Below are 15,484 nucleotides of genomic sequence, written 5' to 3'. Positions count from 1 at the left end.
ACCTATGATGAATGCAGACGCATCAGACCTTCTTGTTGTGTGGTGGCGACCAGCTTGCCAGCTTGCCAAAATTGTCCGTGGTTGAGTCCTTTGGCATGACTTGTGGTGTCGCTCCACATATCGTACAGCAACCACTCATTGATGTCAAAGGGACGATGAAAGTGCATGGAGTGGTCAATGCTCGCCACTTGCAATCCACGACTTAGGTAGCTTAGCCCATGACTCATCAGCCCTGTCCCCACCAAATAAAAATCAGAAGCAAAAGCTAGCAATGCCTGATGTACCGCTACAGGATGCTCGCCTAGCTCGCTAATGCGTAGCCAGTTGGCTTGGCGTGGTCGCATGGGTTTGGGCGTGATTGGGTCTCTTGCCTCAATGGGCTTGATTTCTACATGGCGTTTTCGCATGAATCTTGTTTTTAGGGCATCTGGAATGCTGTCCACATAAGACGACTTAAGCTCTTGTTCGTTCAGCAGTGTCTGTGGGTCAGGATAGCTTGGCATGGTCTTTTGGTATTCAAGTCCGCCTTCCATCGGTGAGAATGATGCAATCATCGAAAAAATCACCTGCTCGGTCAGCTCGCCTGCATCATTGGGGGTGTACTGCACAGCGATGACCTCTCGGGCGGATAGACTGCGCCCATCACGCAGACGGCGAACTTGATAATGCACATCGTAGCGGATATCACCCCCACGCAAAAAATACCCATGCAAAGAGTGGCAGGGCTTATCATGTTCTAGCGTCATCGCTGCCGCCATGAGCGCCTGTGCTAACACCTGACCACCAAAAATGCGAGGTCCTACATAGTCAAAGCTCGGTCCGACAAAGACATCTGTGGTGGTCTGCTTAAGGTTGATGGTTTGTAATAAATCAGCGACCAAATCTTGTGGGTCATCGCTTTTGGCAAAAATATGGGTCATGGCAGAGAGCTACTAACTATTTGGTGAATAATGTTCAATAATAAAAACAAGCAGGCTAAAACACAAAAAACAAGCAATCATGCAGACCTGTTTGGTATTTATCTTGTGTTGATGATTTGTGCGAATTAAAAAAGCTGATATTATCTAATTGCCTTTTTCTATTGTCAATATTTATGGGGGTAATTATATTGCCTTTTTGTGTATGAATTTTACATGAATCATCTGACTGATTGGGGAATGCTATCCAAAAAATAGCCGAAAATACGGTTGTGTGCGTAGGGTTGCCAACAATTTACCCAATCTGCCACCAAACAGAGTCCTTGCCTTGATAGTATAACAAATGTGTACAAATGTGCATTATTATAGCATTATTTCGGTGATTTTCTTGATAACTTTTGTCGCCCAATGCCATAAAAAATGGTAAAATATCACCAATCATAACGACACATTCAAGCCATGTTAAAACTGCCCAAATCAAAATTGACTAACCTACTAGGTTTTGGAAAAAAAACTGCATCGCCACTGACGGCACATGATGAGCATGATACCACCAAAACCACCCCAAAAAAGACAGGGGAGAGTCCAAATGCCTACCGCAAAACCTCTGCAAAAAGCCTGTCTTTGATGGTTAAGCCGACCGTGATAGGTCATGCACCTGTTATTGACAATGACAATCCGACTTTTTATGTGATACGAGATTACTCTCGTTCAAACAGTCTGTTGGTGGGCATGATGACAGATGAGCTGGAGTTGCCATCAGCCTTGGCACAGGTCAATCATCTGCTTTTGGCGGAGTCATCTGCGATGATTTTTTTGCGTGGGCGTAACAAAGACCGTGAAGAAAGTGTCTCTCCACGCTTACAAAGACTGGTTGAGATTTGTCTTAATAATCCTGATTTTGATGTTAATTTGATACCAGTTACCATCTTGTGGGGGCGTGCCCCTGATAAAGAAGAATCCATGTTTCGTTTGCTGTTTGCTGATGAGTGGCGTTCGCCTAGCATTCCTAAACAGCTGTTTAATATCGGTGTCATGGGGCGTGATACCTTTGTGCGATTCTCTGAAGCTAAATCACTACAAACACTCATCAAAGATGCCAAAGCAGGGGTGAGCGACAATCTACCTTGCACCATTCATCTAAGGTTAAAAGGGTTTTTGGATAAGCAACACACCAGTATCGTTGGCCCTGATTTATCCGATAGACGCAACGAAGCGGGAAAAATTTTATCATCACCTGTGGTGTTGGCTGCCATCGAAAAGCAAGCAGTAGAATCTGGCAAATCCATCGCTGCTGTTAAAAAAGAAGCAGCAGGCTACATTAACGAAATCGTTAGCGATTATTCGCACTCGGTGTTAAGATTTTTTGACCATTTTTTGACATGGTTATGGACTCGTCTGTATGATGGTGTTGAGGTGCGTAATTTTGAGCGAGTCAGACGACTTGCTCCTGACCATCAGGTCGTCTATGTTCCGTGCCATCGCAGTCACATGGATTATCTGCTGTTATCTTATGTGATTTATAAGCGAGGGCTTCGTATTCCGCATATTGCCGCAGGCGAGAACCTAAATATTCCTGTGCTTGGTCAGATGCTACGAAATGGCGGAGCATTCTTTATGCGTCGTAGCTTTAAAGGCAATGCTCTTTATAGCACGGTGTTTAAAGAATATGTACATAGCCTGATGCAAAGGGCGGTGCCGATGGAGTATTTCATCGAAGGCGGGCGTTCTCGTTCGGGTCGCTTGTTGCCACCGAAGCTGGGTATGTTGGCGATGACGGTAAACAGCCATCTGCGTGAGCCTGCCAAACCGGTGGTATTTATCCCTACTTACATTAGCTATGAACGCATCATGGAGGGGGCAACTTATGTGGGTGAGCTAAAGGGTAAACCAAAGGAGTCTGAAAACTGGCTAGGGATTTTAAAAGCTGCACGCAAGATTGAGCGTGTCTTTGGCACGGTGAATCTGTCCTTTGGCGAACCGCTTTATTTAGATGATTTTATAACCAAATTTTCGGTCAAGCCCCAAGACCGAAGCCCAACAAACATCAAAAATACCCACGCCATGGTACAAAACTTGGGCGTAAAAGTATTACAAAATATCAATAAATCTGCGGTGGTTAATCCTGTATCGCTTTTGGCGTTGGTATTGTTGTCCACACCAAAAGCCGCCTTAGATGAAGAGCAATGCACCGAACAGCTTGCCCTGTATCAACGCATCGCCAACGCCTTACCTTATGATGCAGATACCTATATTACGGATTTATCGCCCAAAGAGATTATAGCTTATGGTGAAAAATTAAAACTCATCGAACGCACGCCCCATGTCTTGGGTGATATGATTCGTGTGGCAGACAAGCAAGCACCGCTACTGAGCTATTTTAGAAACAACATTTTGCATGTGTTCATCATGGCAAGTTTTTTAGCGGCATTGGTACAGCGTAATGGTCGCATTTATCGTAGTAAGCTAGACGCCATTGTTGAGCTGATGTATCCATTCTTGCAAGCCGAATTATTCTTAAACACCGCCCTAAAAAATACTGGCAAGCTAACCGATAAAATCTTGTCTGTACTGATTGATGAAGCGGTTATTGTGGATTTGGGTGATGGTGTTCTGGGTGTGCCTGAGACCAACTCGGATAGCTATCAACAACTCATCGTATTGGCAAGTGCCGCTCAGCAGAGTCTTGAACGCTATTTTATGGCATTAGCATTATTATCAGAGCAGGGTAGTGGTCGCTTGACGGCAGAGCAAGTGGTTAATCTGTGCCATGTACTTGGACAGCGAATCTCGGTGTTATATGCAGATGATTTGCCAGATATGTTTGATAAGGCATTGTTCACAAGTTTTATTGACACCTTGCAGCGTCTAGGTTACATACGGATGGATGACACAGGTGTGGTGGTCTTTGATGAGCGGATTGATAATATCGCCCAAAATGCCAAGTTTGTATTAACTCCTGACATGATGCAGTTGCTTCGCCATACAGCAAGTTTAAATGATGGCGACATCGCAACCGCCATCGAGCAGATGAATGCTAAGAATATTTTTGGTAAGTCAAAGCGGTCATAGAGCAGTTGGCAAAATCGGGGCGTATATCCGCCCTTATTTTTTTGTATGCTTGGGTGGGTCAACCAATTTTTGACTGCTACTTTTTGTGCCTGTTTTGATTGGTGTGTGCTTTTAACAATGCCAGATATATCTGACAAGCTGTATCTTGATGTAGAGCCGTTCGCTAGTCTTACTTTAGCTGTCGGGCTTTAGTTTACACATTCTACAGCCTATATCGCAGTTGCTATTAATGATGCACAAGCCTAAGGAGCAAGGCGTTCAATCACCCAATCATCGCCATCTAGGCGATAGCGAATGCGGTCGTGCAGGCGAGAGGGGCGACCTTGCCAAAACTCAATGGCATCTGCTCGCACCAGATAGCCCCCCCAGTGTGTTGGTCGAGGCACATGCAGGGGGTGTTTGATGCCAAACATGGCAGCACGCTTGACGATGACGGATTTGTCGCTGATGACTTGGCTTTGTTCACTTGCCCATGCACCGATGCGACTGGTGTAGGGACGACTGTTAAAATACTCATCAGATGCTTGCTCATCAAGTTTTTCTACCATGCCTTCAATACGCACTTGGCGTTCTAATTCTGCCCAAAAAAAAGTGATGGCGATATAAGGGCTGTGTGATAATGCTTGACCTTTGCGACTGTGGTAGTTGCTAAAAAACACAAAGCCGTCATCATTGACTTCTTTTAATAAAACCATGCGATTACTTGGGCGACCGTTGGCATCAATGGTAGCGATGTTCATGGCAGTAGGCTCATTGACCTTAGTGGCCATTGCCTCGTTTAACCAAATCTTAAACTGCTCAATGGGGTGGTCATGGCAGTGTGATTTGTCCAACTCTTGTTTGCTGTATTCTTCTCGAATGTCGTGCAGGTTCATGATGTTGCTCACTTATTTAAACTTCACCACGCCCACGCCATCAGGTGTGAAACCATCTTGTTCACGCATGGTGGCGGTCTCATCGATGGTGGGACGGCGTTCGCTGTGGTTGCAGGCAGTGCATTCTATCCATTCGTCAAATTCAGGGAGAAAAACTTGAATCTGTACGATAGCGTCCATGGTGCGACATTTTGGGCAGGCAACGCCAGCGAGAAACTGGCGTTTTGGACGGTTGGATTGATAACGCATCACGCCGCCTCGGTAAAGCCACTATGACGCAGTAAGGCATCAATCTGTGCCTCACGCCCAGCAAAGGCCATGAAATTCTCTTTGGCTGTGCGTGACCCGCCCATCGCTAGGATATGATGATAAAACGCTTGACCTATGGCAGGGTTTAGCACGCCTACGGTATCGGCATTCGCCTCAAACAAGCCAAAAGCATCTGCCGATAACAGCTCTGCCCATTTATAAGAATAATAGCCTGAAGCATAACCACCTGCAAAGATATGGGCAAACCCATTACCAAAGCGGTTATTGGCAGGTGGTATGATGACCGATACCTCTTGGCGGACTTTATGCAGGGTGTCTAAGATTTGGGCGTAGTTGTCTAGATTACCTGTGTGGATACGCAGGTCAAATAAAGCGAACTCAATCTGACGCAGTGTTTGCAAGCCTGACTGGAAGTTTTTGGCAGCAAGCATCGCAGATAGCTTATCACTAGGTAGTGGCTCGCCTGTTTTGACATGACGACTGATTTTGGCAATGCCATCACTATCCCAAGCAAAGTTTTCCATAAACTGGCTGGGTAGCTCAACTGCATCCCACTCCACGCCACTGATGCCAGAGACATCGGCGATACTGACTTTGGTCAATAAATGATGCAGAGCATGACCAAATTCATGGAATAAAGTTAAAACCTCGTCATGGGTCAGTAGGCTTGGCTTGCCATCGACGGCAGGCGAGAAGTTGCCTACAACAAAGCATACAGGTAGGGTCTCATCGCCTGCCAAGGTGGCGTGCTTGTTTTGAAAATCTGACAACCATGCACCACCTGATTTGCCCGCACGAGCATATAGGTCAATGTAAACACCGCCAATCAAGCCATCTTTGTCATGCACCTCAAAAAACTGCACATCATCATGCCAAGTTGGTGCATCTTTGGCAATAAAGCGTACACCAAACAGCGTATCAATGATATTAAACATACCCTCTAGCACCACAGGTACAGGGAAGTAAGGGCGAATTGCCTCGTTGTCTAGGCTGTATTTGGCATTTTGTAACTTTTCGCTGATGAATGGAATGTCCCATGGTTGGACTTCATCAATCCCTAAAGTTTTGGCAAAGTCTTTAACTTGTGCTAAGTCCGCTTCAGCAAAAGGTCGTGCCTTATCAGCAAGATTTAATAAGAAAGTTTCAATTTCTTCATGGGTATCTGCCATCTTGGTGGCGAGCGATACTTGGGTGTAGTTATCAAAGCCAAGCAGGGCAGCTTGTTTGGCACGCAAGGTTAGAATGCGTGTCATGATGTCGCTGTTGTCAAATTTGCTAGGCTTGCCGTCTTTTTCGCCATCAAAAGTCATCTGGTCAGATGCTCGTGTGTTGTAGGCGTGATATAGCGTTTCACGCAGGTTGCGGTCGGTGGCGTACTGCATGACTGCCAGATACATCGGCATATCCAGTGTGGCGACATAGTCAGTTGGCAAAGTGGCTGTGGGGTGCTTGGCTTTGTAGTTGTCGCCTGCTGCTTTTAATAGGGCAAGTCCGCTTGGGGTGATGCCGTCTAATTGAGCCTGTGTTAGTGGCAGGGCAAAAGCAGCACTGGCATCTAGCACATTGTCTGAAAACTTAGCAGACAGTAGCGACAACTCGCTTTGAATGTCGGCAAATTGGGCTTTTTTGTGATCAGGTAGGCTCACTCCTGATAAATCAAAGCCTTGCAAGGCAAGAGTGACAGCACGCACACGAGCGATGTCGTTACTGTCAGACAACTGGCTTTCCACGGATTTATACAAGTCGTACAAAGGTTTTGATTGACCAACACGCACACCAAACTCACTGAGTTTTGGCAAAATCTCGTGATGAACATGGCGAATCTCGTCATTATTCATGACGCTATTGAGATGTGATAGCACACCAAAAGGGCGATGAATGGCGTGGTTTAGGCTGTCAAATTCATCAATGATGGCAAGTGGCATACCGCCCGTTTCTGCTTGCTCTATTTTATCCAAAAACGCATGAGCAACACCAAGTGCGTGCGTAATGTCATCTGCAAGTTGTTGGGGGCTGGCTTTACTAAAATCTACTAAGCGTAAGCGTGAATCAAAGTTGTTGTGGTTAAAATCAATGCTCATGGTATGTCCAATATGAATAAATGTTATAAAATTATAAGGGCGAGTAGGACAATTTGCAATGACGGGCGGTGTTTTTTGGGGATTTTATTTTGGTTTGGGCTGTGCTATTTGTGGGTGTCAGTTTTTGGGAGCTTTGAAGTTGAGATAAAATTGATAGTCAGATAAAAAATGTGCCAAAAATCGTGCTACAATGACTGATTTGTTTATTGCTAAAAATATCATGCCCCATGAACCCCATTACTGTTACCAGTTATAATATCCATAAAGGTATGTCTCCTTTTAATCGCCTTGTTAAGCTAGATGGTATGGCAGGGGCGATTAAGTCCCTTAATCCTGATATTTTGTGCTTACAAGAGGTACAAGGACAAAACCTAAAACGAGCGGTTGCTTTTAATGAGTATCCTAATCAGTCGCAACATGAATGGTTTGGTGAGTATTTGTCATATGCTGACAGCTATGGTAAAAATGCACAGTACGAACACGGTCATCATGGCAATGCTGTGCTGTCTTGCCACCCACTTGACCCCAAGCATAATGTCAATATCACAGTAACTCGCCTAGAAAAGCGAGGGGTGTTGCATTGTGAGGTGTATCCTGATGGCTGGGGTGTGCCTGTCGTGGTGCTGTGTGTTCATTTAAACCTGCTTCACATGGATAGAGTGAAACAGTATCAAGCCATCATTGATTATATTGATGGCAATATCAACAAAGATACCCCTTTGATTTTGGCAGGAGATTTTAATGATTGGACAAAAAAATCAACCAAGGTTTTAGAATCTTTAGGCATGGTGGAGGCGTTTTATGACATTCATGGGGCGTATCCTGCCACCTATCCTGCCAAAATGCCTGTATTAAGCCTTGATCGCATCTATGTACGAAACCTAAAAGTCCATCACGCCACTGTTCATGCTGGCATTCCGTGGTCAAATTTATCCGACCATCTACCAATCAGTGCGGTGGTGGGGTTGGTGTAGATTGATTATAAAATGCCCATGTAGTTTTTGTTACTGTGCGATTGGTATTTTGGTTATTTGATGAGACATAAAAAAGGCGAGCTGATAAAGCAATTCGCCTTTTTTATGTATGGGCTAATGGGCTATTCAACTGTTACCGATTTTGCCAGATTTCTTGGTTTATCAACATCAGTGCCACGCACCAAAGCGACATGATAGGACAGTAGCTGTACGGCGATGGTATGAACGATGGGCGATAGCACACCGACATGGCGTGGTGTACGGATTACATGAACCCCTTCGGTCTCGGTAAAGTCGCTGTCAAGGTCGGTCAGAACAAACAGCTCGCCACCCCTTGCACCGACTTCTTGCATATTGGCTTTGACTTTATCGAGTAGCTTATCGTTTGGTGCGATGACCACCACAGGCATATTTTCATCAACAAGTGCTAGCGGACCATGCTTTAGCTCGCCTGCTGGATAGGCTTCTGCATGAATGTAGGTCAGCTCTTTTAGTTTTAATGCCCCTTCTAGGGCGATTGGGTAGTGAATGCCACGACCTAAGAATAATGCTGATGGTTTGGTGGCGAATTTTTGTGCCCAAGTAGAAAGCTGTGGCTCAAGATTTAGGGCGTGCTGAATGCTACCGGGCAGTAGGCGTAGCTCTTCGCCATATTGTGCCACCTGCTCATCGCTGATGTGTCCACGCAACCTGCCTAAGGTTACTGCCAGACCAAATAAGATCACAAGCTGTGTGGTAAAGGCTTTGGTGCTTGCTACGCCAATCTCTGCCCCTGCACGGGTATAGATGGCAAGCGTGCTATTGCGTGGTAGGGCAGACTCCATGACATTGCAGACAGATAGGCTGTATTCATGACCTTCACTGATGGCGTATTTTAAGGCTTCCATTGTGTCTAGTGTCTCGCCTGACTGACTGATGGTGATGATCAGCTCGCTTGGGTCGGCGATGACATCACGATAGCGATATTCGCTGGCAATCTCAACATCACAGCGAATTTTGGCGATGGATTCTAGCCAATATTTGCCCGTCAAAGCGGCATAGTACGAAGTACCGCAGGCGAGAATCTTAATGCTGTTAATCTTGGAGAATACCTCTGGGGCATTTTCGCCAAAATTCTTGGCAATAAAGCCACCGTCCAAGAAAATCTCTGCCGTATCAGCAACCGCTCTTGGTTGTTCATTGATTTCTTTTTGCATGAAGTGGCTGTATGGACCTAGCTCAAGGCTTGCCAATGATAGCTGAGAGGTTTTGATTTGACGCTGTGGGGTGTTGCCGTCTTTATCTAGCAGGGTTTCGATGCCGTCTGCACTAAGTAAGGCAATGTCGCCATCTTCTAGGTAGCTGACTTGACGAGTAAATGACACCACCGCCGACACATCAGATGCAATGAATACTTCATGCTCGCCAAAACCGATGAGTAGCGGACAACCCATGCGAGCGACCACCATTTTGGTTGGGTCGTTTGGGGTGATGACAGCGATGGCATAAGCACCATGAAAGCGAGAGCAGGCAGTCTGAACGGCACGGTAAAGATGACCACCATTTTGGGTGTATTCGTGGTGAATGCTGTGGGCGATGACTTCGGTGTCAGTCTGGGATTCAAAATGGAACCCCAATGCTTCTAAGCGAGTACGCTCCGCCTCAAAATTCTCAATGATGCCGTTATGCACCACCGCAATCGTACCGCCTGAGATGTGTGGGTGAGCGTTTGGCTCTGTTACGCCACCGTGCGTTGCCCAGCGAGTGTGCCCGATACCGATGTTGCTAAATAACCCTTTGGCTTTGGCTGCTTCTTCCATGAGTGCCACACGACCAACACGGCGAACCCGTTTGATTTTGTTTTCATTTTCGCTATACACAGCGATACCAGATGAATCATAGCCTCGATATTCTAGGCGTTTTAGACCATCGGTCAAAAAATCAACAACATTAGCTTGGCTACGAATGGCCCCAACGATACCGCACATAAACATTCCTTAGTATCAAAAAAATCAATGAAAAATTAAGCGAACAGCTTCATCGCTTAGAATACGACCAATATCACAGATGCTTTTTATTGGTCTTGTTATTATAGTGGACTTTGGTGCTGTGTGGGGCTAAATTGACAATGATTTACAAAAATTAAACACCTTATGGCGTGTAAGGTGTTTCATTTTGGTTGTGAGTGAGTGATGAGTTTAGCTTTGAGGGGATTTGAGTAGGGCTTTGGCGATGACTTGACCGCCATCATGTAGCTCAAGAGACAGCTCGTCCTTATCATCTTTGATGATATGCCAATCACCATCTGCTCGTGGATTGCCATTGGCGGTAACATTGATGCTCTTATTTTTTAGGCGAATCATTGGTGCTTTATGCTCGTATCCTGCATGGGGTAGGCCCAAGATTTCATAAGCAATGGCGGTAGCTTGGGCTCGGTGTGGTGCGACATAGCGACAAGGCGTGCCATGGATGCTGATGCAGTCGCCCAAGGCATAGATGTTCGGCACGCTCGTCTGCAAGGTAGCAGGATTGATGGCGATGCCTGTGCGTCTGTCAAAGTCAAGACCTGCTTGGGTGGGGAGTTGCTCGTCAATGACAAGCCCTGTCGCCACAATCACTTCATCAGCGTGTACAGTCTGCTCGCTGTCTGTGCCATCGTGTAGCGTGATGTCATGACCGCCAGATTGGTTCTCACTGATGGCTTTTACCATGCTTGAACCTAGCCAACTGATGCCTTTATTTATGATGGCAGCTAAAATGCGTTCGCCTGCCACCACAGGCAACATGGCAGATAATGGATAAGCATTAACATCAATCAAACTGACGGTATGCCCTGCATTGATTAGGTCTTCGGCAAGTTCGGTGCCAACCATGCCAGCACCGATGATGGCGATGTGTCTTGGTGTGTCTTGATGGTTAAGGGCTGTTTGTAGTTTGCTAAATTGCTCAAGATTATTGACATGCCAAGTCGCTTTTGGGTTGATGGTAGGCGGATAGGCAGGCGTCGCCCCAATGGCAAGCACCAGATGATCATAGCTTATGCTGTCGCTAGGCGTATGCACTGTTTGTGTGGCGGTATCAATGCTAGTAACGACAGTGTTTGCCAATAGTGTGATTTGGTTGTCTTTAGCTGATTGTACCGCTGTGGTTCGAACAAGCTCTTGGGCGGTCTTGCCCTGAGAGATGGCGACAGATAGCATGGGTTTATGATAACGGTCGCCCAAGTCAGCACAGATGAGCGTGATGGGAATGTCTTTATTTAGCGTGCGTAGGGCATCAACCACGCTCCAACCAGCCAAGCCTGCACCGATGATGACAACGCCTTGTTTATGCGTGCTGTCAGTACTGCTGATTTGATGCTCATCATAAGGCTCAAAACCATCTTTAGTAACGCCACACACAGGGCAATGCCAGTCGTCAGGGATATCATCAAAGCGAGTGCCAGCAGGTAGTCCGCTGGTGGGGTCGCCAGCTTGCTCATCATAAATATATCCGCAGGCAAGGCAGATGAATTTTTTCCAATGGGGTTGTTTGTCTGTGCTAATGCTCATAAATGACCTTGTTGATTGTTGTGACGGGGTGGTGTGTGCTTGGTTTGGTATTGCCAAAATTTTATCAAACCAAAACATAAAATCAGCTTACATTTGTTCTATTTTAGCACAGTCATGGGCAGTATTCATAACAAAATATGGCAGGGCGGTCAGCCGTTGGATGCAGATTTGTATTTTTTTAAGTCGTCCCCATTTAGTCATCATCTGTATCTAATAAAGAAGCAATCTTATGACCGACATTCAAACCCCAAATTCTGCCAACCAATACCGCCAGCGATTTTTTATTGAGCGGTCGCCTGTGCGTGGTGATGTGGTACGCTTAACGGAGGCATATCAGACCATCATCACCAAAAAAAATTATCCCACCGCCGTCAAAGCACTGCTTGGCGAGATGCTAGTGGCGGCAAGTTTATTGATTGGTACTCTAAAAATCAATGGCAGGCTGTCTGTACAATTACAATCATCAGATGAGACAAGCCTGCTGTCATGGGCGATGGCGGAGTGTGATCACACAGGGTGCGTGCGTGCGTTAGCAGGTTTTAAAGAGAATCAGGCATGGCAGAATATCAACACCAGTCGTCAGGCGTTCGGTCAGCTAGGGCAGGGGGTGGTGCTGTTCATCAGTATCCATCCAGAGCGAGGCGAGGCGTATCAAGGCATTGTAGAGCGTGTCAGTGATGATTTGGCAGAGTGCTTGGCACATTATCAAAAGCAGTCAGCCCAGATTCCTACTCTCTTAAAACTTGCCACCAGTGATGAAGTGGCAGGTGGGATTTTGGTGCAACTACTACCGCAGACGGACGAAGACCGTGAAAACGATCCAGACCTATGGGAGCGTATGAGTGCATTGACTGGCACCATCAAGACCGATGAGCTGACAGAATTGCAGGCAGATGAAATTTTATATCGTCTATATCATGAAGAAGAAGTGGTCACTCCTGAGGCGAATCCGCTGAGTTTTGGTTGTACTTGTTCTGCCCAAAAAAGTGAGGGGGCGATTTTGCAGTTAGGGCATGAAGAAGCCTTGAATGCGTTGGACGCACATGGTGGCGTGTTGGCACTTGACTGCGGTTTTTGTGGGCAGTCGTATCAATTTGATGAGGCGAAAATTAACGCCTTGTTCATTTAACCTTGGCTGTATTGGCACTAAAAAAGAGCGTTTGGAACGCTCTTTTTGTTTGGCTGTGATGCTAGGTGGTTGGTGGTATGTAGCGTTTGTGCTTATTGATGTGGTTTTCAAATAGTCTAAAACCAATCATCAAAATCCACGCAAGCAGTAGGTAGATGATGCCTGCTGCGGTGTACATTTCAAGGTGCAGATAATTGACCGCCCCCAAATTTTTGGCGGTATAAGTCAGTTCCGCCAGTGTGATGGATGCCGCCAATGCACTGCCTTTTAGGATAAATAGCACCTCGTTGCTGTATGCAGGAATCATGATACCAAAGGCACGAGGCAAGATGATGCGGCGTACTTTTTGGGTATTTGACATACCGATGGCATCAGCTGCTTCAAGCTCGCCTTTAGGAATGGCAGCGATAGAGCCTCTGATAATCTCAGCGATATAAGCGGCGGTATTTAGGGTAAACGCAATGATGGCACACCAGTAGGCTTTGGAGAAAATCGGATCCCACAGAAAGCTGTCTTTGATGAAGTCAAACTGACCTAGCCCTTGATAAATCAAGAAAATCTGAATGAGTAGCGGGGTGCCACGAAAAAAGAAAATATAAGCAAAGGGTAGGGCTTTTATCCATAAATGCCTAGATGAACGCATCAGCCCCAAAACCACGCCAACAATCAAACCAAACAAACACGACAGCACCACAAGCTCAATGGTTAGAACCGATGCTTGTAGCATGGTGGGCAGTTGGTCAATAATAGCACCCCAATTTAGGCTCATGCTTGCCCCCCTTTGTGTTTGGTCATGGACTTGGCGTAGCGAGCAGCGGGGTTGGCACGCCACTCAAAATGCGTCAAAAGTAAAGTGATGACGGTGGTTAATGCCAAATAAATGAGTGCTGCAACGATATAAAAAGTAAAAGGCTGTTGGGTGCTTTGAACGGCACGAGTGGCATAGTACATCAAATCTTGCAAACCAATCAAGGAGACAAGGGCGGTGTCTTTGAGCAAAACCAAAGTCAGATTGCCAAGACCAGGCAGGGCGACCAGCCACATCTGTGGCAAGATGATGCGTCTGATGGTCTGAACAGGTCTCATGCCAAGACTTTGGGCGGATTCCCATTGACCCTTTGGAATGTCTTGGATTGCCATGCGAAAGACTTCGGTGGCATAAGCACCAAACATCAAAGACAATGCCGTCACACCTGCCCAAAACCTACTCAAATCAGTGCGACCGGTATAGCCCATTTGATTGGCGATGAGTTGTAGTAATGCCTCGCCCCCAAAATAAACAAAAAACACCATGAGTAGTTCAGGCACGCCACGCACGACCGTTGTATAAATGTCAGCAAGACGCTGCAGAGACCAGATGCCAGAGAGTTTGGCACCTGCACCCATCAAACCAAATAGCAGACCAAACAGCAAACTTGTCGCTCCTAGCTGAATGGTCAGCCATGTGCCTTTGAGTAAAATCGGACCGTAGCCGTGTAAATCAAACACAAAAATGCCTTACTAAAAAAATACCAAAAGCCAATGATAAAACTATCGAAATATCAAAAAGTATCAGAATAAATACAAATTGGGCATTCATTAAAAATAAATAAGCCCAAACTGCCTATTCTAACAAAATTTTGGATTGTATGAAATGTTTATTTTGGTCTATGTCATAATAAAAGGTGGTAGATTGTTTTACCATGCATCAATCTACCATGTATAAAAAACACCACCCATCAGGGTGGCATCTTTTTAAACAATTCTACCAAAAACTACTGCTCAACATAAATCTGCACCTCAACACGGCGATTGGGTTGTAGACAACGGATTTGTTGTTTTTTGGTGCCATTGATAGAGCAGTCTTTTATTGGCATATACTCACCTGCACCTGTGGTATTTAGTATATCTGATGCAATACCTTTTGATAACAGATAGGTAGCAACCGTATCAGCACGACTTTTTGATAAAGCCAGATTATACTCTTTTGAACCTAGTCTGTCAGTATGACCGATGATATGGGCTTTTACTTTACCTTGGCTTTGATAGTCTTTTAGCTTATCTGCAAGCTCATCAAGTTTGGTCAGACCACCTGGTAACATATCTTTTATACCTGATTTATCAAAAGCAAATAAAGCATCTGCTTGCAAGGCAAAAGTTTCTGTTGGTGTCGCAGGCGAAGATGGCATCTGCTGAACGATGTCTTGAATCACTGCTTGAGTGTGTAGCAAACCTGCTTGTTTTACTTTCTCTTCACACTCAGGTGCAGACCAGTACATGGCATTGATGGTTTTGTTTTTATCAAAACGAATTTGGAATTGACATTGTCTGTAATCACCTACTTGATCACGATAATTAAAGATGTAATTCCATTCATAAACACCATACAAGCCTTCATGATAATGCGGATAGCCAATCAAATGATACAGCTGATCTTTACTCATGCCATGTTCAATCTGAGCAATGTTACTCCAATTAGCCCGTGAGCCTTTATAGTTATTTGATGAAACAACAGCATCATCAATCTTTGGAAACTCAACCTCTGTGTCTGTTTCAACTTCCAAAGCAGAAGTTGAAACACAACCAGTTAGCGTCATCGCCATCAACATCACACCAAACAATGCGGTATGTTTTTTATTCATATCATGTTTTCCTAA

Annotated in this window: 12 protein-coding genes; 3 read left to right on the top strand and 9 right to left on the bottom strand. The window is 45.5% G+C overall.

Annotated elements, in window-relative coordinates:
- Positions 1–2 precede the first annotated feature (2 nt).
- Complete coding sequence (locus LU276_RS09450) at positions 3–920, bottom strand: acyl-CoA thioesterase (protein ID WP_284673582.1); 918 nt, start codon at positions 918–920, stop codon at positions 3–5.
- A gap of 456 nt (positions 921–1,376) precedes the next feature.
- On the opposite strand from LU276_RS09450, the gene plsB reads away from it, so the two are divergent.
- The gene (plsB, locus tag LU276_RS09445; protein WP_284673581.1) at positions 1,377–3,989 is read left to right on the top strand and encodes a glycerol-3-phosphate 1-O-acyltransferase PlsB; all 2,613 of its coding nucleotides are present in this window, start codon (positions 1,377–1,379) and stop codon (positions 3,987–3,989) included.
- 242 nt (positions 3,990–4,231) lie between these two features.
- Here the strand turns inward: plsB and pdxH are convergent, their stop codons facing one another.
- Genes pdxH through LU276_RS09430 form a run of 3 tightly spaced genes read right to left on the bottom strand, consistent with a single transcriptional unit; the run spans position 4,232 to position 7,215 of the window.
- A complete protein-coding gene (gene pdxH / locus LU276_RS09440) occupies positions 4,232–4,864 on the bottom strand; it encodes a pyridoxamine 5'-phosphate oxidase (protein ID WP_284673580.1) in 633 nt (210 codons plus the stop codon).
- Positions 4,865–4,876: 12 nt separating this feature from the next.
- On the bottom strand, positions 4,877–5,113 hold the full coding sequence (locus tag LU276_RS09435) for a YheV family putative metal-binding protein (RefSeq protein ID WP_284673579.1): 237 nt from the start codon (positions 5,111–5,113) through the stop codon (positions 4,877–4,879).
- Entirely contained in the window at positions 5,113–7,215 is a 2,103-nt protein-coding gene (locus LU276_RS09430) for a M3 family metallopeptidase (protein ID WP_284673578.1), read from the bottom strand. Before LU276_RS09430 ends, LU276_RS09435 begins: the two co-directional genes overlap by 1 nt.
- 227 nt (positions 7,216–7,442) lie before the next feature.
- Between LU276_RS09430 and LU276_RS09425 the strand changes: the two genes are divergently transcribed.
- Positions 7,443–8,189 (top strand): endonuclease/exonuclease/phosphatase family protein, encoded by a 747-nt coding sequence (locus LU276_RS09425; protein WP_284673577.1) that lies wholly within the window; start codon positions 7,443–7,445, stop codon positions 8,187–8,189.
- A gap of 122 nt (positions 8,190–8,311) precedes the next feature.
- Here LU276_RS09425 and glmS read toward each other — a convergent pair whose 3' ends face one another.
- The gene (glmS, locus tag LU276_RS09420; protein ID WP_284673576.1) at positions 8,312–10,156 is read right to left on the bottom strand and encodes a glutamine--fructose-6-phosphate transaminase (isomerizing); all 1,845 of its coding nucleotides are present in this window, start codon (positions 10,154–10,156) and stop codon (positions 8,312–8,314) included.
- Positions 10,157–10,366: 210 nt separating this feature from the next.
- Positions 10,367–11,719 (bottom strand): FAD-dependent oxidoreductase, encoded by a 1,353-nt coding sequence (locus LU276_RS09415; protein ID WP_284673575.1) that lies wholly within the window; start codon positions 11,717–11,719, stop codon positions 10,367–10,369.
- A 229-nt stretch (positions 11,720–11,948) separates the two neighbouring features.
- Here LU276_RS09415 and hslO point away from each other — a divergent pair, with 229 nt between their 5' ends.
- Positions 11,949–12,848 carry an Hsp33 family molecular chaperone HslO gene (gene hslO, locus LU276_RS09410; RefSeq protein WP_284673574.1) on the top strand — a complete coding sequence of 300 codons (900 nt, stop codon included), beginning with the start codon at positions 11,949–11,951 and terminating at the stop codon, positions 12,846–12,848.
- A 61-nt stretch (positions 12,849–12,909) separates the two neighbouring features.
- Here hslO and LU276_RS09405 read toward each other — a convergent pair whose 3' ends face one another.
- The 3 genes from LU276_RS09405 to LU276_RS09395 form a co-directional block, all read right to left on the bottom strand.
- Positions 12,910–13,617, bottom strand: a complete 708-nt coding sequence (locus LU276_RS09405) for an ABC transporter permease (RefSeq protein WP_284673573.1) — start codon at positions 13,615–13,617, stop codon at positions 12,910–12,912.
- Positions 13,614–14,336: an ABC transporter permease gene (locus LU276_RS09400; RefSeq protein ID WP_284673572.1), complete on the bottom strand. Its 723-nt coding sequence runs from the start codon at positions 14,334–14,336 to the stop codon at positions 13,614–13,616. The genes LU276_RS09405 and LU276_RS09400 overlap by 4 nt, the downstream gene beginning before the upstream one ends.
- Before the next feature lie 266 nt (positions 14,337–14,602).
- On the bottom strand, positions 14,603–15,469 hold the full coding sequence (locus LU276_RS09395) for an OmpA family protein (RefSeq protein ID WP_284673464.1): 867 nt from the start codon (positions 15,467–15,469) through the stop codon (positions 14,603–14,605).
- Positions 15,470–15,484 lie beyond the last annotated feature (15 nt).

It is taken from the genome of Moraxella haemolytica (assembly GCF_030177935.1).
Lineage (GTDB): Bacteria > Pseudomonadota > Gammaproteobacteria > Pseudomonadales > Moraxellaceae > Moraxella > Moraxella haemolytica.
Note: the sequence above shows the minus strand (reverse complement) of the source record. Positions and strands in the feature narration are given on the sequence as shown.